Annotated in this window: 2 protein-coding genes; both read left to right on the top strand. The window is 55.2% G+C overall.

Going from position 1 to position 22,020, the window contains the following annotated elements; genetic code table 11:
- Window positions 1-9,903, top strand: a complete 9,903-nt coding sequence (locus MHN33_RS03925) for a non-ribosomal peptide synthetase (protein WP_239395828.1) — start codon at window positions 1-3, stop codon at window positions 9,901-9,903.
- Entirely contained in the window at window positions 9,903-21,920 is a 12,018-nt protein-coding gene (locus MHN33_RS03920) for a non-ribosomal peptide synthetase (protein ID WP_239395819.1), read from the top strand. Before MHN33_RS03925 ends, MHN33_RS03920 begins: the two co-directional genes overlap by 1 nt.
- The last annotated feature ends 100 nt before the right edge of the window (window positions 21,921-22,020 follow it).

Genomic DNA, 22,020 nt, shown 5'->3' with positions numbered 1-22,020 from the left:
ATGGAAAATTCAGCAATTGAAGCACTATTGGCCGAACTGGATGGTCAGGGGATTTATGTCTATTTGCAAGAGGGTCGCCTGAAACTGCGCACTCACCTTGCCACTGTGCCTGCAGCGCAGCTCAATAAAATTAAAGCCAATAAGCCGGCGCTGATTGCGTATATGCAGGCGCACCATCAAAAGCAGGGCCCGTTGTCTGCATCCCAGCAGGGGATCTGGCTTATCGACCAGTATCATGGGGGTGAAGTGGCCTACACCATGGCCGGGTTGCTCAGGCTGTCGCAGCCGGTTGGCAAGGCGCAGCTTGAAGATGCATTGAATACCCTGCTTGCCCGCCATGATATTTTGCGCAGCCAGTTTTTTGCCACAGAGCAGGGCGGATGCCAGCGCGTTAATACCGAGCTGTCTTTTACCTTAGCGCAGCTATCTGTGCCGGCGCCGCTCACTCAGGCGCGGATTGAAAACGAGTTACAACCGCTGTTACGCCAAGGGTTTGACCTGCAGAAATCGCTACCGATCCGCGGTGCTTTGATCTGCGAGCCTGACGCAAACCAGGGGCAGTGGGTCTATCTGATGATGCATCATCTGGTAGCGGATGGCTGGTCGGTGCGGTTACTGGTCAACGAATTGCTGGAAGTGATACAGACACAAGCACCAAAACAGGCCGTGCCGCTGCAATATCTGGATTATGTGCACTGGGAAAAGCGCTTTGTGCAGTCCGAGCGTTATCAGCAACAGCATGCTTACTGGCAACAGCAACTTATTGACTTTTCAACGTTTTCATTGTCGACCAGCTATACCAGACCGGCTGAGGCCTCGTTTCGCGGGGCAAGCCATTCATTTAAACTGGAAGAGACCCAGCGTCAGCGTTTTGAACACAGTTGTCAGCAGCTGGGGGTGACACCATTTTCTGCGCTGCTGAGTGTCTTTTATGTGCTGCTTCATCGCTACAGCCAGCAGCAGGATATTACGGTGGGCGTGCCTGTGCTGGGCCGCGAGCACAGCGAATTCGAGTCGATGATCGGCTGTTTTATCCATACTTTACCGCTGCGCCAGCAGCTCAACGGCGAGATGCGGTTTAGTGAATTGACCAAATGTACTCAGGTTCAGATAAGGCAAGCGCTCGACAATCAAAGCGTATCGCAGGACGCACTGGCAAAGCTGGCCGGTACATCCCGGCTGTTTACTGTACTGTTTAATTACGATGCGGTGCCGCCAGACCCCCTGCGCGCAGGGGAGCTGGAAGCACAGCTGTTCACACTCAATAATCACAGTGCCAAGTTTGATCTGACGTTAAACCTGAGCACGGATGATGCGGGCATGGTCGCGGAAATAGAATACAATGTGGACCTGTTTGCGCCGCAGCTGATTGCCCAGTTTGCCGATGATTTTCAGGCCCTGCTGGGGGCGCTCAGTGATAACCCGACTCAGTCGCTCGAAGAGGTTAGGCTGCCCTCGGTCGATGCCGCGCAGCAGCTGCTTGGTACCACGCCGGAAGCGAGCGCAGCACCTTTGCTGTTACCTCAAATTCTGGCGCACAGTCAGTCTAAACCCACACACCCCGCGATTGTTGCCGCTGATGACCCGGCCCAGTCTGTGAGTTACGCCGAGTTAGCCACGCAAACCGCTAACCTTTCCACTGCGCTCAATGATGTTGCCGCGGGCGATACGTTGGTTGCCGTGCTGGTCAGTCGCAACGTACAAAGCCTGGTTGCTTTACTTGGCGTGATGCGCGCTAGAGCCGCTTATCTGCCCATAGAACAGGATACGCCGGTACAGCGGATCATAGAAATTATGGAGCAGGCTGGTTGCCGTACCCTGGTCGTCTGTGATGCCCGGACAATGACAACACAGGCACAGGCTGCACTCAATGAACGCGAAATAGTGGTGTGGGAGTATCAGCAGCTGCTGCAGCGTGACACGGCTGCCAAAGCGCTGGATGCGGCAAAAGAGTTAAACGCCGATGAGCTGGCTTATGTGATCTTCACCTCCGGGTCGACGGGCAAACCAAAAGGGGTGGCAGTCAGTCATGGCGCACTGGCCAGTTACTGCGAGTCTGTTACCCATCGTATCCAATTTTCGGCGCATACGCGCGCCGGTATTGTGACTGGGCTTGCGACCGATCTGTGCCTGACTGGCATCTATCCGGTCCTCGCGCAGGGTGGTACTGTGGTCATGCCCGGGACGCGTGCGCTGCCAGAACCGCAACAACTGGTCGACATGCTCACAGAGCAGCAGGTGAACTTGCTGAAGATAACGCCGTCATTTGCCCGCGAATTATTGCCGCAAATTGCAGCACAGGGTGGGCACCTGCCGGCAATTGAACAGTGGATCTTAGGCGGCGAAGCGTTGGATGTGACCTTAGTCGACGAATTGCAGGCGCACTATCCCACAGCCCACATAGTCAACCACTATGGTCCCAGCGAAACCTGTATCGGGGTGACCACGCATACAATTGCTAATCGCCCGGCTCCCTGTATAGAACATTACCCCATTGGCAAGCCGCTGGCCCATGTCAGCGTTTTAGTGCTTAACACGCAGGGGCAGCCAGTCCCGCTGGGTATGCCTGGCGAGCTTTACATAGGTGGTGCGTCACTGGCCAGTGGTTATGTGCGTGCGCCTCAGCTGACGGTGCGCTATTTTGTGCAATGTCAGACCCCAAATGGGCAGTCTGCACGGTTTTACCGCTCCGGCGATCGGGTGCGGCTAACCTCCCAGGGAGAGCTGCAATACTTGGGCAGGTTGGATAATCAACCCAAGATCCGTGGCTATCGTGTCGATATCAGTGAAATCGAAGCTAAGCTGACGGCCCTGCCAGGGGTAAAAGCAGCTGCTGTGATTGCACGTAAACAGGCTGGTATTGACACCTTAGCGGCTTATTATGTTGCAGCTCAGGAGCTGGTCACCGTGGCCAGTTTGCGTGATGCACTCGGCGCACTTTTACCGCGGGCTATGATCCCCAGCCACTTCAAGGCGCTGGCGCAGCTGCCGGTGCTGGGTAATGGTAAGGTCGACCGTAAACAGCTGGCTGCATTGCCTGTGTGTGATGAGCGCCAGTACACGCCACCGGAAACACCACTACAGCAGCAGTTAGCCGCCTTGTTCAGTGAATTAACCGGTGTGGCGCAAATCTCTGCTGATGACGACTTCTTTTCAATCGGCGGCCACTCTTTACTGGCCATGCGACTTGCCAATCATATTCGCGCCAGGTTTGAGCGGGTGTTGTCGCTGCAAACCATTTTTGCCAACCCTACCATTGCTAAGCTGGAGCGCTGTTTACTGGCGCAGGATATCCATCTGGGCAACACTTTGGTGGCGATTGAACAAGCGGGTGAGCACCCCTTGTCTTTTGCCCAGCAGCGGATCTGGTTTGTGGATCAGATGCAGGGCCACAGTAAGCAATACAACTTGCAGGGCGCCTTTACCATTAAAGGCGCGCTCAATATTGCGGCGCTGTCACAGGCCTTTGAGCAGGTGGTTCAGCAGCACAGCATTTTGCGTTTCAATTATGCTCAAAACGCCCAGGGCGAAGCCGTTCAGTCCTTTAATGACACGCTGACCTTTGTGCTCCAGCAACGCGATTTAAGTGAGCTCGATGATGAACAGCAGGCCGATACGCTGCGTCAGTTACTGGCCGAGGATTATCATACCGGGTTCGACCTGAGTCGGGACTTGTTGCTGCGGGCTCAGTTGTTGCAACTCGATGCGCAACTGTCTGTGCTGGTCGTCACTATGCATCATATTGTCTCGGATGGCTGGTCAATCGGCGTGTTATGTCGTGCGTTAGAAGCCGCCTACCGCAGTGCCTGTGCAGGCATGCCGCATGAGGCGGGCAGCCTGACACACAGCTATATAGATTATGTGCACTGGCAGCGCAATCTGGCCACCTTACCTCAGTGGCAAACCAGCTTAGCGTATTGGCAAAAGCAGTTAGCAGAGCTGCCCAGAGTGCACGAGCTGCCTCAGGATAACCCCAGAGAGAATAAAGTGATCAGCGGCGGTGCTTTGTACTGTTACGAATTGCCTGCAAAATTAAGCCAGACCTTACGCGGCTTTGTTGCCAGCAGCGGACAAACCCTGTTTGCGGTACTGGAGTGTGCTTTTGCATTGTGGATGAGCCGTCTGTCTGGCCAATCCGATATTGCTTTGGGCACACCGGTTGCCGGCCGCGAGTTCAGCGAGCTGGAAGCTGTGATTGGTAATTTTATCAATACACTGGTGCTGCGCCATCACATCAAGCCCGATATGAGTTTTAGCGATGCACTGACACAGAGTTGCGATACCCTGCACTGTGCGCTTAATCATCAGCATATTCCCTTTGATGCTCTGGTCGAGGCACTCAACAGCGAGCGAAGTTTAGGCATTCACCCGCTGATCCAGGTGGTGTTCCGGGTTAACAACCAGGTCAATGAAGCGCTGCAACTGGATGGGCTGGATGTCACGGTGAATGATACAGGTGTACGCAGCGCTAAGCTGGATCTGGAAGTGTCCGTAATTGACTGCGGCGATACCATTGCCGTTGAATGGCTTTACGACAGCGCCTTGTGGCAGGAGCACAGCATTGAGTCATTCGCTCGTCAATACACTCAGTTACTGGGCGCTTGTTTGGATGCGCCGCAGCAGAGTATCAGTGACCATAGTCTGGTTGATGCAAACGAGCTGGCGCAGCTACTTGCATTCAGTGCGCCACAAAACCACGAGCCTGGCAGCGATATTGGCTGGCACCACCATTTTAGTGCCATTGCCGAGCTCCAGCCACACAGTATTGCGCTGCGGTGTAACGGCGAATCCTACACTTACCTTGAGGTAGAACAAAGGGCGAATCAGTTGGCGCACTGCCTGCTTGAGATGGGGTTTGAAGAACAAAGCCGCCTGGCACTGCTATTGCCCTCCGGCCCCGCCATGGTTATCGCCGTGTTGGCTATTCTTAAAGCCCGCCATGTTTATGTGCCTTTACACTACGACACACCGGAAAAATCCCTGTCTTACATCGTTGAAGATGCTGAGATTGTGATGATACTGGCACTCAGCGATGACACCGAGAAACTAATCGGAAGTGCCACCGACTTTCTGTTTCTGGATGATTTATTTGACGTTGAGTCTAACTTTTCTGGTTATCCGGTGTCTGCGCCTGGCGCTGAAGAGCTGGGTGAATCAACGCTCTCGGATGCGCAGCGCTTGTGCTACATCATTTATACCTCGGGCTCTACCGGGCGGCCAAAGGGCGTGATGATCACCCATGGCAACCTGAATGGGTATTTATCTCATGCCATGGATACCTATCTGGATGCCGATACAACCTTACCGCTGGCGGTGGTGAGTACACCTTTGGCATTTGATGCCACCATCACCGCACTGGTACCGCCGCTGTTGTGCGGCGGAGAGGTTGAAATCGTGACGCAGGGTCCGCATCAATTGGCGGCCATCACTGAGCTGCTGTTTAATGCTATCCGGCCACGCTTGTTTAAGCTCACACCGGCGCATTTACGGGCCGTTCAGGCACTGATGGATGAGCTGGGCAGCAACAGCGCTCCTCATACGCTGGTGATCGGCGGAGAGGCGCTGGATGCCGATTTACTGCTCGCGCTGCGCGAAAAGCTGCCTGCCTGCACCTGGATAAACGAATATGGTCCAACAGAAGCAACGGTGGGCTGTAGCGTGTTTGCGCTGGCCCCTGAGCTGAACCCTTACACGACGCTGCGTCATCCGGATGTGCCAATCGGCCTGCCCAATGCGGGCGTTGCTATGCTGGTGGTCGATGAATGTGACCAGCCCGTGCCGGCCAACACGCCCGGAGAGTTACTGATTGGCGGGGCTGTGGTGAGTCCGGGTTACGTTAATCAGGATGCGCTGAATGAGGAGAAGTTTGTTACCCTGAGCTTTGCCGGGCAACCGCCAGTGCGCTTTTATCGCAGTGGCGACCTGGTAAAGTGGCACAGCGATGAGCAGGGCAGGCTGGCTTACCTGAGATATTGTGGCCGCACCGACGAACAAATTAAGCTGCGCGGCTATCGCATCGACTTGAATGCGATTTGTCATTATCTGCGCGAACTCGATGGTATACGCGACTGCGCGGTGACGGTCGATGAAACGCAGCAATTGTTGCAGGCGCATATTGTCTACCTTAACGGCAAAGTCCCGCCAGACAGTCATTTACGCAATCACTTGGCGCAATATCTGCCGCCGTACATGATCCCCGGGCAGTTTAATCGCGTTGAGGCCATTGTGCTCACGGCCAATGGCAAAGTGGACAGTAAAGCACTTAAAGCGCTGGCGCAACAGCGAGAGGCCAGAGTCAATAAAAGTATCGACCTGGCGGCCCTCACGCCCATGCAGTCTTACTTGTATCAGCTTTACAGCGATGTTTTGCTGACGGAGCATTTTGATCTGGACGACAGCTTTTTTGACCTCGGCGGCCATTCACTGCTGGCCATCAAGCTGATCAGCCAAATTCGCCAGCAGAAACACCTGGAGGTAACGCTCCCTCAGCTGTTTAAAACGCCAACCATTGCGGCGCTGGCTCAGGTGCTGGAGCAGTGTGATCCCATCACTGCCGCACAAACGATTGTGTCTGTGTCACGCCAGCAGCCATTGCCGCTGTCGTTTGCACAGCAAAGATTGTGGCTGATTGAGCAGCTTCAGGCGTCCAGCACGCAATATCATATGCCTGCCGGGTTTAAGTTCAGCGGAGTACTTGACAAAGCCGCGTTCAGTGAAGCGCTTAATGCCCTGGTAACCCGCCATGAGGTGCTACGAACGCGGATCGTAAAAGCCGCGGATTCGACTGAGCCTGTCCAGCAGGTAAGCAGCCAGTTCGATTTGTCGCTGACTCAGCTCGACTTCACCAAAATGAGTGAACGCGCCAGACAACAACGCTGGCAGCAGGCTGCGCATGCCAATGCAACTGACCGGTTTGATCTCAGCCAGGATGTGCTGTTGCGGGTTTTGCTGGCTGAGTTTGGCAAAGACGACTATCGGGTGCATTTTAATATGCATCACATTGCCAGCGATGGCTGGTCGATGGCGATTCTGGTTCGGGAGTTCATCGCCTTTTATCGTCATTTTTCCGAAGAAGCCGGGTATCTGCTGCCAGTTGAGCTCACCCAGCCCTTGCCTGTGCAATATGGTGACTTTGCACACTGGCAACGTAATACCTGGGCGAAAGAGGGCGGTCAGGCAGATCTACATTACTGGCTGAAGGCACTGGATGGTTATCCGCCGCTTCATCAGTTGCCGCTCGATTATCCCCGCCCAGCCATGGCGCAGTTGAGCGGTTTACGCCATACCCAACGGCTGAGTGCAGCCCTCACGCGGGCAGTTCATGAGCACTGCAAGTCACAAGGCGTCACCTTGTTTATGTGGCTGCATACGGTGTTTTCACTGTTGATACAGCGTTACAGCCAGACTGACGACGTAGTGATTGGCTCGCCGGTTGCGGGGCGCGAACACAACGAAGTGGCCAATTTAATCGGCTTTTTTGTCAATACCCTAGTGATACGCACGCGTACTCGGCCAGAGCAAAGCTTTAACTTGTTGCTGGAGCAGCAAAAACAGGTGATCCTGGATGCGTTTAAGCATCAGGCGCTGCCGTTTGAGCAACTCGTCGAGGCGTTGAGGCCCGAGCGAAATCTGGGACATCAGCCCGTTTTCCAGATTTTGTTTGCACTGCAAAATAATGAAACCACCGATCTGGTGCTGCCGCAGCTACACATCGAAGTCGAAGCGCCAGATGAGCCCATGATGAAGTTTGATCTGGAGGTAAACGCCATCGAAAACGGCGATGGTATAGAGCTGGAGTGGAACTTTAGCTCGGCACTGTTTAAACCCGCCACCATCGCGGCACTGGCCGAGTCCTTTGAGACCTTGATCAGCGCCATTTTGAAATCACCGGAGCACACAGTGCGGCGTTTACCTGTGCTCACTCAATCACGTCAGCAGCAGCTGGTGAATATTAAGGGCGCAGATAAAACGATCAACACGCGGTGCATCCACTCTCAGATCAGTGCTCGGGCAAAAAGTTTTGCTAACCAGCTGGCAGTGCGAGATGCTGATGCCTGTATGCTCAGCTATCAGGCGCTCGAGCATAAGGCCAGTACGTTGGCCAGTTACCTGTTGGAGCAGGGCGTTAAGCCGGGCGCGCGCATTGCCCTGTGTCTGAGCGCAGGGTGCGACCAACTGGTGGCCATGCTGGCGGCCTTTAAAGTGCGTGCCGCCTATGTACCCATTGATCCGACGCTGCCCGCGTCCCGTTGTCAATTTATGATCCGCGACAGTGGCGCAAGCTGGCTGTTGACCGCCAGTCAGTTAATGGCGCAGTTAAAACCTGTGATTGATGCCGTACAGCAACCACCGTTGTCGGTGCTGGAAATGGATAAGCCACAGAGCTGGCAGCCAAAGCAGGTGGGCGACCACTTTGCCGGCAGCGAACATGCAGATCTGGCCTATGTGATCTATACCTCGGGCACCACAGGTCAGCCCAAAGGCGTGGCGATCACCCAGGGTAATCTGGCGCTCTATCTTGACCATGCCTGTCATGCGTATGTCGATGAAAACCTCAGCTTCAGTGCGGTGAGTACACCATTGGCGTTTGATGCCACCGTAACCGCCATCTGGCCTGCACTGCTGCAAGGCATGTGTATCGACATACTGGCAGATGATGAGCGTATGTTAAAACAGCTGGCGAATCGCTTGTGTGGTGAGGTTGCCGGTATGTTTAAAGTCACACCGGCCCATTTGCAGGGGGTGGTTTCGGTACTGAAACAATGTGGCCTGTCGGACGAGCGCTGTTTTGCAGTGCCGCACAAGGTGATTGTGGGCGGTGAAGCGCTGCCGGTTGCGCTGCTGGTGGAGCTGAGCGCGCGATTGCCACATGTTACCTGGGTCAATGAGTACGGCCCGACTGAGGCCACGGTAGGCACCTGCACTTATCACTGTGATAAGCGCGAAATTGCAAGGCTTCAGGCGCAGTCTCTGGTTCAGGTGCCCATTGGTCAGCCTATTGCTAATACCCATTTACTGGTGCTGGATGAACAAATGCAGCCGGTGCCTGTGGGTGTGACGGGCGAGCTGTATATCGGCGGCGATAACCTGGCGCAGGGATATCTGAATCGCAGCGACCTCAGCGCTGAAAAGCTTGTCTGGCTGCCTGTAGGGGCGCAGCAAAGTGAGCAGCGCTTTTATCGCAGCGGCGACCTGGTGCGCTGGTCGATGAACGACGATGGCACACCTGGTGCATTGCAGTTTTGTCATCGCCTTGATAGCCAGCTGAAGCTGCGAGGTTACCGCATTGAGCCACAGGAAATTGCTGAGCAGTTGCAGCAAGATTCCCGCATTGAACAAGCTGTGGTGTTGCTCAATGAAACAGCCGATAACCTGGAGGCCTATCTGGTCGTGAGTCCGGGTAAAGAGAGCGAAAAGCCCGGCGCAGCTGTGCTGGCTGACGCTGAATTGTCTGGTGCCTTGTCGGCGCGACTGAGCGAGTCTTTACCGGCCTACATGGTGCCGTATCGCTATGTGCTGATCACTGCATTGCCTCTGACTGCCAATGGCAAAGTGGATGTGCGAGCGTTGCATGCTTTGGGCACGCAGTGCGACTCACCTGCTGAACATATTGCACCACGCACCGGGACCGAAGCGGCTCTTGCCGAGATCCTTGCATCGGTATTAGGGCGCACTTCAATCAGTGTGGCAGATAACTTCTTTAGCCTGGGCGGCCATTCGTTGCTGGCGACGCAGTGTATTGGCCTGATTGAGGCACAATTCGGGGTTGGCATGTCAGTCAGAACCCTGTTTGAGCGGCCTACGGTGGCGGCTTTAGCGCAGTGGATTGAGATCCATCAGGCCATGGCAGAGCAGGCCCAGGATGATAACGAAAACGATACTTCAGAAGAGATGTTTTTGTAATGACGGAACAGTTGATAGCAATTGAGCAGTTAATCGCGGATGCATTGCGTGCAGGCATTACCTTGTATGAAAAAAACGGGGCACTGGCGTTTAAGCAAAAAGGGGACTTCCCGGCCTTTCTTAAGCAGCGCATCGTGGCGAATAAAGCCGACATCATCGCGTATTTTCAACAGCAGCGCTGCACGGCGTCAGAGTCGACGGCGTACACGGCGATTACGCAAGCCGACCGTTCTGTGCCTTTGCCTGCCAGTTATGCCCAGCAGGGACTGTGGTTTATTGAGCAGCTGCAAGGCAGCAGCCAATATTATATGCCCGCTGAATTTGTGCTCACCGGGGCGCTGAATATTGCCGCGCTCAAAGCCAGTATCGCCGCGTTGATTGCCCGTCATGAATCTCTGCGCAGTCACTTTATCGCCAGCAATGAAAGCGGACAGGGCGTGGTTGTACAGGTGGCTGAAACGCTCGACACACCGTTTGAGTGGCGAGATGCCAGTGTGTGGCCTGACGCCTGCCGGGCGCAGGCAATTCGCGATCAGCTGAGCGAGTTTCTGGCCCAGCCGTTTGACTTAAGCCACGATGCGCTGCTACGGGCGCTGGTGATTTCAGATCAGCAGACCCATTATCTGGCGTTTAATATGCACCATATCGTGTCCGATGGTGCGTCGATGCAAGTGCTGGTGCGGGAACTTGAGGCACTCTACAGCGCAGAGTTAGGGCAGCAGAACGCCCCGCAACTGCCACCACTGAGCGTGCAGTATGGGGATTATGCCAGCTGGCAGCAAAGCACGCTGACACCTGCGTATCTGGCCGATAAACTGACGTTCTGGCAGCAAGCGCTGCAAGGTTTGGATCCTATTCAGTCTCTGCCCGGGGATTTTGTTCGCCCGGCTCTGCAAACACAGTGCGGCCGGGTTTATCGCCAGACGCTAAGTACGGCGCTGACCGGGCACATTCAGGCCCACAGTGCACAACAATCAGTCACGCCGTTTATGTGGTTACTGAGCAGCTTTATGTTGTTTATCGGCCGAGTCACGCAAAACGAGCAGGTGGTGGTTGGTACGCCGGTGCTTGGGCGCGATCATCCTGAACTGACGCCGCTTATTGGCCTGTTCGTCAATACTCTGGTGATCCCCGCCAATATTGATGAGTCGATGCGTTTTAATGCCTGGCTGGCGCAGCAAAAGGAGCAGATCCTGGCGGCGTTTGAGCATCGAGAGGTGCCATTCGATAAGGTGGTCGAAGCGCTGCACTGTGAGCGCGATATGAGCCACCACCCACTGGTTCAGATCCTGTTTACGCTGGAGCAAAATACCTCGGCGCAGGCGCTTAATTTACCCGGCCTGAGCACCCTGGAGCAAACCCAGGTCGGGGATGACGTTGACATTAAATGCGACCTGGAACTGAGCGCGATACTGGATGATGAAACAAACGCACTGACACTCAACTGGAAGTACGACAGCGACCTGTACCGCAGCGAGACCATGGCCCACTGGGCTGAGAGTTTTGCCGTTATGCTTGAGCAACTGGTTGCTGCGCCGCAAACGCCAATTGGACAAGTAGGGTTGCTCAGCGAGTCGCAAACCGCGGCGATTCTGGCGCATGCCCACTATGCAGACACACACTGGGACACCAGCCAGACACTGGTTAGCCTGTTTGAGGCGCAGGTGCAAAAATTTGGCCAGCGGATAGCGGTGGTCGATGAGCGCGAACGCCTGAGTTACGAGGCGCTAAATAACCGCGCCAACCGGCTGGCCAGAGTACTGGTCGCAAGCGGCATTACACTCCAGGCCATGCTGCCGGTCAGTGTTACCCGCTCGGTGAATATGGTGGTGACCTTGCTGGCGATTTTAAAAGCCGGTGCTGCTTATGTGCCCATAGACCCGGATTATCCCAAAGAGCGGATAGAGTACATTATTGACGATGTTGGCAGCCGCTGGCTGATAGTCGACAGCGACACTCAGGCGCGTTTTGCAACCTGCGCAGAGCAGATAATCAACATAGACGATGACACGATTTATAGAGGCATTGCGATTGGTGATGATCTGGCGTTGGATATTCAGCCACAGCATCTGGCTTATATGATTTACACTTCGGGCACCACAGGGCGCCCCAAAGGCGTGCAGATAGAGCACCGCCATGTGGTGCGTCTGCTGCACGTTGAACCTGCCTTATTTGATTTTAATGAGCATGATGTGTGGACCCTGTTCCATTCATCTTGCTTTGATTTTTCGGTCTGGGAAATGTACGGCGCTTTGCTGTTTGGCGGCAAACTGGTGGTGATCAGCAAAGCGGTGAGTCAGGATACCCAGGCCTTTGCCCGCTGCTTACTGAGCGAAAAGGTCACGGTACTTAACCAGACACCAGGCGCTTTTTATGTGTTGCAATCAGCCATGTGCGCGTTGCCTGAGGCCGAGCAGGCACGATGTCGGGTGCGTTATGTGATTTTTGGTGGCGAGGCCTTACAGCCGGGCAAGCTTAAACCCTGGGCCAGTCGTTTTGATAATTGCCAGCTGATCAACATGTATGGCATTACCGAAACCACAGTGCATGTGACCTTTAAACGCCTCACACAGGCCGATCTGGCGCTGGGCGTGAGCAATATCGGTCATGCCATTCCAACTACCTCATGCTATGTGCTGGATAAGCACCAACAACTGCTGCCCATGGGCGCAGTGGGTGAATTGTACGTGGGCGGCGAGGGCGTATGCCGGGGTTACTGGCAAAGAGAGGCGCTCAATGCTGAGCGCTTTATTGCCGATCCGTTCGCCGCATCTGGCGACAAAAAGCTCTATAAAACCGGCGATCTGGTGCGATTTCTGCCCGATGGCGAGCTGACCTACATCAGCCGCGCCGACGATCAGGTTAAAGTACGTGGTTATCGCATTGAGCTGGGTGAAATTGAAAACCAGCTGCGCCAGCATCCTCAGCTCCAGGCCGTCAGCGTGCTGCTTAATCGTAATGATCAGCAGGGCGTGCGGATCAGCGCTTTTGTGGTCCCAGCTAGTGGCTTTCATTTAGATGAACCGCTCACTCAGGTGCAAGGGTATCTGCGCAGCACACTGCCCGAATTTATGCTGCCAACCAATGTGGTCGTGGTGGATGCGTTACCCCTGACCAGCAATGGTAAAATTGATAAAAAAGCCTTGCTGGCGCTGGACGTATTGCGTCAGGAGGCGGCGTACCGTGCGCCAGGCACACAAACAGAGCGGGCCGTTGCCGGGTGTTTTTCTGCCTTGCTGGGCGTTGAGCAGGTCGGACTCGACGACCACTTTTTCCGACTCGGCGGACATTCACTGTTGGCCACCCAGCTGGTTAGCCAGCTCAGGGAAGTGCATGGTCTGCCAGTTACGTTAAAGGATGTGTTTCAAAACCCCGCTGTGGCTGAGCTGGCCAAAGTGATAGAGCAGGGCGACGCCGAAGTGGCTTTGACTGCGGACATTCCACGAGTTGATACCTCCGCGCCTTTGCCCTTGTCGTTCGCACAGGCGCGGCTGTGGACGGTCGAGCAAATGACGCCAGATTCGGCGCAGTATCATATGCCCGGCACTTTTACGCTCAATGGACCACTGGATCTGGCTGCATTTAAGCAAGCGTGGCAGGCTATTCTTTGCCGCCACCAGGTGCTGCGCAGCAAGATAATACAGGATGAGACCCGTGGGCCCCGGCAAGTGCTTAGCGGCGACTTTGCAGTGCCGCTTACTTATATTGATGCACGCTCACTGACCCCGCGCGCGCAGCAGCAACGCTGGCTCAGCGCACAGCGTGACGATGCCATGCTGGCATTTGATTTAAGCCAGGGGTTGATGCTGCGACTGACTTTGATGGCATGCGCTGACGATGTACACAAATTGCGGGTGAATGTGCATCATATCGCTGCTGATGCCCACTCTTTAGCAATTTTAACCGCTGAACTGGCGGCGTTTTATCAGCACTTTTCCAAAGGCCAGTCGTTACCCGAGTGGCTGTCTCAGCCTTTGCCGCTGCAATACGCTGAATATGCACAGTGGCAACGCACCACCCTGAATGACGTGGCCTTGCAGGCACACAGGGACTTCTGGCTTGCCCATCTGGCAGATGCTCCACCATTGCATCAGTTGCCGCTGGACAGGGCCAGAACGCGCACATCCGCCAATCACGGCGCTGTGCATCTTGCTCACCTGAATACGGATGAGTTTGAGCAGATCCAGACGCAATGTCGTGATAGTGACGTCACGCTGTTTACCTGGTTGCAAACTGCATTTGCTTTGTTTGTGGGTAAATACGGTCGCAGCGCTGATGTGGTGATCGGTGCGCCATTCTCCGGTCGTGAGCACAGCCAGTTGCAGCCGCTGGTCGGGTTTTTCATTAATACCTTACCGATCCGCACGCGCTTTACGCCAGACATGACATTCAGCGAGCTACTGGCGCAGCAAAAAGTGTTGATGATGGATATACAGGCGCATCAGGCGATGCCGTTTGAGCAGATCCTGGATGCACTCAATGTGGCGCGTGACCTCAGTCATCAGGGGGTTTTCCAGTTAAGCTTTGCACTTAATCCGCAGCTGGACACCCAATTGCAGCTGGCTGATATAACAGTACATCCCGAGCAGGCGGTGTCTGTGACGGCTAAATTCGACATTGAGCTCAGTGCGGTGCAAACCGACCACGGATTGCGTTTCAGTTGGTGCTATAACACCGCCTTGTTTGATGCCGCCAGCATTGCCCGCATGAGCGAGGCATTCAGCGTGATGCTGGGCGCACTTATCCGCAGCCCAGAGCTGGATATTGCACAAATCCCGTTAACGCCGACGCATTATCAGGCCATTAGCGGACAATCGCACTCAGTGCCAGGCACCACGCTGGTTGAGCTACTTGCCCGACATGCGCGCCAGACACCCGACAAAGTGGCAATCAAAGTGCCTGAATCGAACCGCACGCTCACTTATGGTGAGCTGGAGCTGCGCGCTGGCAGACTGGCGCAGTATCTGACTGGGCAGGGACTTAAGCCACAACAAAGGGTGCTTGTCAGTTGCGATGCCGGCATAGACTTAGTGGTGGCCATGCTGGCAACGCTTAAAGCCGGTGGAGCCTATGTGCCCATGTCACCCGACTATCCAGAGGCGCGCATCGAGCATATTATCAGCGACAGCGCCAGTCAGTGGTTGCTGACGCAGACGCGCTTTGCCGGGCAGTTTGACGCTTACCCGGCCTGCAAACAGGTATGGCTGGACAGCCCGGATTTGCCCGGGCAATGTGCGGTTTATGCGCAGCAGCCGTTACCCGCTATCGACACAAACCAGCTGGCGTATGTCATTTATACCTCGGGCACCACAGGGCTGCCCAAGGGTGTGATGATCCCCCATCGCGGACTGAGCAATTTATGCCACTGGCATCAACGTGCCTTTGCGCTGAACACGCACAGTATTGGCAGTCAGACGGCTAATATTGCCTTTGATGCCGCGACCTGGGAGATCTGGCCGTATCTCAGTGCCAATGCCTCGCTGGTTTTTGTCAGCAGTAACGCGCTGAATGACCCGCAGCGACTATCGGCATTACTGAGCCGTGAAGCGGTCAGTCATTGCTTTTTGGCCACGCCAATTGCTGAAGTGATGCTGGCAGACTCCGACTTTGCCCCCGTGCAACTGGAATACTTACTGGTGGGCGGCGACAGGCTTAACCCCGTGCGCGCTCAGCATCACTTTAGACTGATCAATAACTATGGCCCGACTGAGGCCTCTGTGGTCGCAACCTCGGGCGAGGTTGCTCAGCCTTGCGAAGCGCTGCCGGATATTGGCTTGCCGGTAGATAACTGTACGGTTTATATCATTGACGAGCAGGGTCGCAGTGTGCCCGATGGCATGGTCGGCGAGCTTTATATTGCCGGGCCGGGGCTGGCTTTGGGGTATCTCAATCAACCGCAGCTGAGTGATGCGCAATTCACTGAGCTCACGCTGGATAACGGCGAGACTGTGCGCGTGTATCGCAGCGGCGATTTGGTCCGGCGACTCAACAGCGGCCGTATCGCTTATGTGGGCCGAAACGACGCGCAGGTTAAGTTACGCGGTTATCGCATTGAGCTGGCTGAAATCGAACACCAGCTACGCGAGCTTACAGCCGTGGCCGAATGTGCGGTGCTGATAACGCAAACGCAGCCAGGTAATAAACACCTGACGGCGTTTGTGGTGCCAGAGTCGTTGTCGTCCCAGAGCGAACTGGCTGAACATCTGCGCGGCCAGCTGCGCTCACGACTGCCCGAGTATATGGTGCCGAGCGCATTTGTGATGCTGGACGCACTGCCTTTGACGGCCCACGGCAAGCTGGATAGCCGCGCGCTGGTGCGGCTGGCACAGCTCGAAGGCGATGAGCAGGTGACGCAGATAGATACGTCGAGTGCCACGAAAGCCGGGCATAACCCCGTTTTAGCGCTGATGCAAACCTTGCTGAACAAACCAGACATGCAGGCTCAGGATGACTTTTTTGCCAGTGGTGGCGATTCCATTTTGGCCATTCAGCTTGCCAGCCGGGCCAGAGCCGTAGGCATTGGTCTGTCAGTGGCCGATATTTTTGCGCACAGCACGGCGGCGGCATTGACGGCGAGTTTTGTTAGCGACGATGCGCGCGCACAGCAGGGCGACTGCGAGTCCGAACAACAGCATTTTGTTGGCAAATTAACCCCTCATCCCATTGCGCAGTGGTTTTTCGCTCAGACATTTGCAGTGCCCGAGCACTGGAATCAGGCGGTAATGCTGAGTGTGGATAAGTCACTCTCGTTTAGTCATTTGTGTGATGCCGTACAGGGGCTGCTGGCGTGCCACGATGCACTGAGACTGATGGTCAGGGACAACACACACTTGTACGTTGACGAGCAGCTCGACAGCAAACAGGTGTGCCAATATCACGACCTCAGTGCCTCAGGCGCACGCTATAGTGAGGTACTCACCGAACTCAGTGAGCAGACGCAGGCAGGCTTTACCTTCGATGGCTCGCCCTTATTGAAAGTGTGTCATATTGCCACGCCGGATACGGAGCAAAGCAATCGGCTGCTGCTGGTTGCCCATCACTTATTAATTGACGGTGTTTCCTGGCGTATTTTGCTGACTGACCTTGAACAGGCATGTACTCAGGCGCAAAACGCTCAGGCTATACACTTGCCACCGGCCAGTGCCTCTTTGGATGCTATTGCGTTTTATCTGCAAGAGCAGGCCCGCGAAAGCCGGTATCTCGCCAGCTGGCAGGAAGCTGCGAAAGCCGCACAAAATCAGCGCCCTCTGGGGGCCAGCGCAGATGGTAGCAAGCACTGTGCTGCCATCTGCAATAAAATTCAGCTCAGCCCGGCTCAGACTCAACAGCTATTAAATGACGCAAACCGGGCATACAAGAGTACCATTCAAACCTTGTTGCTGAGCGCCTGGCAGTGGACGGCGCTGCGTTATTACGAGCGTACAGAGCAGGTGGTTATGCTCGAAAGCCATGGGCGCGCTCAGCTCAAAGGCGCGCTCGATGCCAGTCGCACCATTGGCTGGCTCACCGCGTTATTCCCGCTGCGTATGAGCAGCCCGTCTGGTCAATCGGAGCAGGCGCTAGCCGAGGTGATCTGCGCCGTTAAAGAGCAACTGGCCTGGACGACCCGCCATGGCAGCGAATTTGGTGCGCTGTGTTATACCCACCCAAATCCGCAGGTGCGGGCATCACTAACGATAGACACCAGGGCGCAAACTTTCTTTAATTACCTCGGGCAGCTGGACACCGTATTGGAGCAAAACGGGTTGCTTGTCGATGCCTCTGAGCCCACGGGCAGTCTGCGCAGCGAAGCCGATGCGGTGTTTGCGGCCTTGCAAATTACCGCTGCGGTGAGCGGGGGCCGTCTGGCTGTGGCGCTGGAATGCACACCAGAATATTATACCGAGCAAGACGCACAGCGGCTGAGTGCGCACTTTGAGCAGGCGATTGAAGAGGTGCTTGCTCACTGTTTAGCACAAACCGAAAACAGCCCAACGCCCAGTGACTTCCCGTTACTGCCGCAGCTTGACCGCGCGCAGTTGACCCAGCTGATGGATAAAGCCGGGCAGGGCGTGGCCGATATTTATCCGATGACGCCATTGCAGCAGGGCATGTGGTTTCACGCGCAGAGCGCAGACAATAAAGCCTATCTGGAGCAATCAGTGATGTTGCTGGATGGCGCTTTGGACACCGAGGCATTCGCCTACGCCTGGACGCAGCTGACTGCCAGCCACTCGATTTTGCGCACGGCGTTTTTTGTCACGACACATCAGCCCGTGCAGGTGGTTTATGACAAGCGTGCCTTGCCCTTGCAGATGGATGAGCCGCAGCCGTTCGATGAACAAGTGAAAGCTCGTTTGGCCGAGATAGCGGCGCAGGAATATCAGCAGCCCCTGGACCTGCAACGCGCGCCCTGCATGCGTTTGCGACTGGTGCCCTTTGGCGAGCATTGCCACGGGCTGATCTGGACGTATCATCATATGATTATGGATGGCTGGTCGCTGCCGGTGCTGTTTGCCGAGCTGATTGAGCACTATCAGGCCCGGGTACAAACGCGCATGGTGCAAACGCTTGCTGACCCTTTTCGCGATTATGTTGAGTATCTTGATAAGCGCGACAAACACGCTGAGCAGGCGTTCTGGCGTCAACAACTGGTACAGGTCGACACTCCCACGCTGCTCACTGAGCACCTGGCTATCAGTGATAAACAAAATCACAACGTCAGTGAGATAACAGAAACGCTGAGCGCGGATTTCACCGCCCAGCTAAGTGACTTTGCAAAGCAGCGGGGATTGACGCTTAATCAGGTGATCCAGGGCGCCTGGGCCTACTGGCTACGCACCTGTTGTCAGAGTGACTATGTGTTGTTTGGTCAGACCGTGTCCGGGCGGCCTGAATCGCTGCCTCGCGTAGCCGAGCGTGTCGGCCTTTATATCAATACTCAGCCGGTGTTGATCAACACCCCAGGGCAGCAAACGGTTAACGACTACCTGTTGCAGATCAGAGAGCTTCAGGCGTCGCTGGCGCAATATGCTCACACGCCGCTGTCACAAATCCAGCAATGGAGTCAGATTGACAACGGCGGCGACCTATTTGATGCCCTGTATGTATTTGAAAACTTCCCAACCGATCCGCTCGCGCAAGACTCCGGGCCATTCAAGGTCACAGTCTGCTCGGAGCGGGATCAGACGCACTACCCGGTCACTTTTGTGGTCGGCGTGGCAAGTCAGCTGTCGCTGACCCTCAGCTATCGTGAAGCCCTGTTGACATGCGAGCAGGCGCAGCAAAGTTTGGCATTAATCACCAAACTGCTATCAGCCTTTATGGCTAAGCCAGAAGGTATACTGGCCGAATTGCCGCTGATCAGGCCACAGCAAATTACGCCGCTGGTACAGTTCGGGCTGCCCGGTGCAAAGGCACAGAAAATACACCATAACACCTTACAACAGGCGTTTGAGCACATCAGGGCAAGTCACGGACAGTGCACGGCTATTCGCTACTATCCATCCGGGACTGAACAGCCCGCCACAATACTGACCTATGCCGAGCTGGATGACGCCGCAGCAAGGCTGGCGAATTACCTGCTGTCACAGCACTGTATTCAGGCAGGTCAGGCTGTGGTAGCGGTGTGTTTAGCACCCGGACCTCAGCTGATCATCGCCATTTTGGCGGCGCTGAAGCTGGGGGCATGCTACCTGCCGCTGGTCCCCGCGCTGCCCGAGCAAAGGCGTAAATTTATGCTTACCAATGCAAGCGCAGCGGTGTTGCTCACGACCGAGCAGGACTGGCAGGGTGTAACACCTGATTGCCCTGTGGTAGATCTGGTTGCGTATGAGGCAGAAATATCAGCCCAGCCAGCGCTGTGCGTGCAGCGTACCTGCCACAGCGACGCGCCGTGTTATGTGATTTACACCTCGGGCACAACCGGGGAGCCAAAGGGCGTGCAGGTGGCCCACCGCAGTGTGCTTAATTATGTGGCTGCTTTGCAAAGCAATTATGCTATTGCGCCGGATGACAACTATCTGCAATTTGCCAGTTGTAGCTTTGATGTTTTTGCCGAAGAAGTATTTTGCACCTTACTCAGTGGCGCAACCCTGGTGATGGCCCAGCAGGAACAGTTGCTCAATAGTCAGACGCTGGCAGATTTGGCGCGTCATGCGCAGCTGAGCCTGATGAGTCTGCCAACGGCTTACTGGCAGCAGCTGGCGGTCAATCCAGTTGATTTGGGCAGCGCAATGCGCATCATCACCGTTGGTGGCGAGCAAATGCAGAGCGCGGTACTGCGGGCCTGGCAGGCACATTATGGCGCGTCTGTTCGGGTTATTAACGCCTATGGTCCGACCGAAACTACCATTTCCGCCACGCTTCAGGATGTGACCGACTATCAGGGCGAGTCTGTGCCCATTGGCTTGCCTCTGGCCGGGGTAACGGCCCATGTGCTCGACAGCGAACTCAGAGCGCTGCCGGATGGCCTTGCCGGTGAGTTGTATATCAGCGGCACGGCGCTGGCTTTGGGGTATTTGGGCGACCAGGAAAAAACAGACAAAGCCTTTGTGCTCAACCCCCACACGCAAACGCGCTGCTATAAAACCGGCGATAAGGTCAGAATTGTGGACGGCGCGTTGCACTTTTTAGGCCGGCTGGACGAGCAGGTAAAGGTGCGGGGTTACCGTATCGAGCTGGGCGAAATCGAGCGCGCATTGTTAGCCCAAAGCGGTGTTGATGCCTGTGCGGTAATAGTTAAACACGAACAGCTGATAGCCTTTATTGAATCGGCTGATGAGCCAGATTTGGCCCATCTTAAAGCGGCTGTGGCCGAGCTGCTGCCAGCCTACATGGTGCCGCAGTGGATAGTACCGCGAGCCGCGCTGCCCCATAACCACAACGGTAAACTGGACAGAAAAGCACTCGAGCGAGAGGCTAATACCCTGACTCTGGCAGAGCCGCAAGACTATGTTGCGCCAGCAACGCCACTTGAGCACCATTTGTGTGACTACCTGGGCGAGTTACTGCACTGCCCGCGGGTGGGCCTGAACGATGACTTTTTTGCCCTTGGTGGCCATTCTTTGTTGCTGATGCGACTGCACAGCGAATTGTGTGATGCATTGCAGGCACAGGTGCCCGTTTCCTTGTTGCTACAGCATAGCCGCGTTGGTGCGCTGGCCCAGGCGTTAAATGATTTCCAGCGGGCTAATCAGCAGCAACCAGAGGCACTTCAGAGCCTGTTGTGTCTGCAAAATGGCAGTCCGGGCGTGACACCTGTGGTGTTGATAGCCGGAGCCGGTGGTTTGCTGATGGCCTTTCAGTCATTGGTGCAGGGGCTGGATAAGCAAGTCCCGGTGTACGGCCTGCAACCGGATGTGGTGGCGCATGACCCCGATGTAGTCGGCTCAGTTGACGCCACGGCACAGCATTACCTGTCTGCACTTGCGCAGGCGCAGCCAGGTCCGGTTCATCTTGTCGGCCACTCCTTTGGCAGCTTTATTGCGCTCGCAATGGCGCAGCGATTGAGTGCGAATAATGGCCCAGAGCCTGACTTTTCGAATATCTCGGTGGCATCAGTCACCATACTGGATACGCCCAGGCCCACGCAAAGCTCGGTGGCTATCAGCGCCATGGAGGCTGATCAGCTGATGCTTGAAAACCTCAATACTTTCTTTGCGTTGGGTCTCAGCGCGGCGCAACTTAGCGAACTCGGTGCTAAACCGGTTGAGGAACAAACTGTTTGTCTGGCGGATGCCATGGCGCGGTCGGGCTATCACTTCAGTGCAGAGCAACTTCAGCGCTTGCAGGCGGTGTTTCGTGGTCAGCTTATGGCCGATGTGCAGTTGCCAACGCAGTTAGGCTGCCGGCTCTGTGTGATTAAAGCAAGCGACACCAGCGAGTTTGAAGGCCAATCTCTGGCGCCCGATATGGGCTGGCAAACGCTGTACGGCAAAGTGAACTGCCACGAAATCGCAGGCAATCACCTGTCAATTTTGCAGCACCAGCAGGTGAGTGCTGTGATTGAAATAATAGAGAGTTACTACAGTTTGTAGTCTATTGTTTAGCAGTATGTTTTTAAATTGTTTTATTTTGATGTTGGTTGTGCGTAAAAAACAAACAATTAATGTCAAAATTGCGATGTAAATTTTACTT

Source organism: Pseudoalteromonas sp. OOF1S-7 (genome assembly GCF_022347765.1).
Classification (GTDB): domain Bacteria; phylum Pseudomonadota; class Gammaproteobacteria; order Enterobacterales; family Alteromonadaceae; genus Pseudoalteromonas.
Note: the sequence above shows the minus strand (reverse complement) of the source record. Positions and strands in the feature narration are given on the sequence as shown.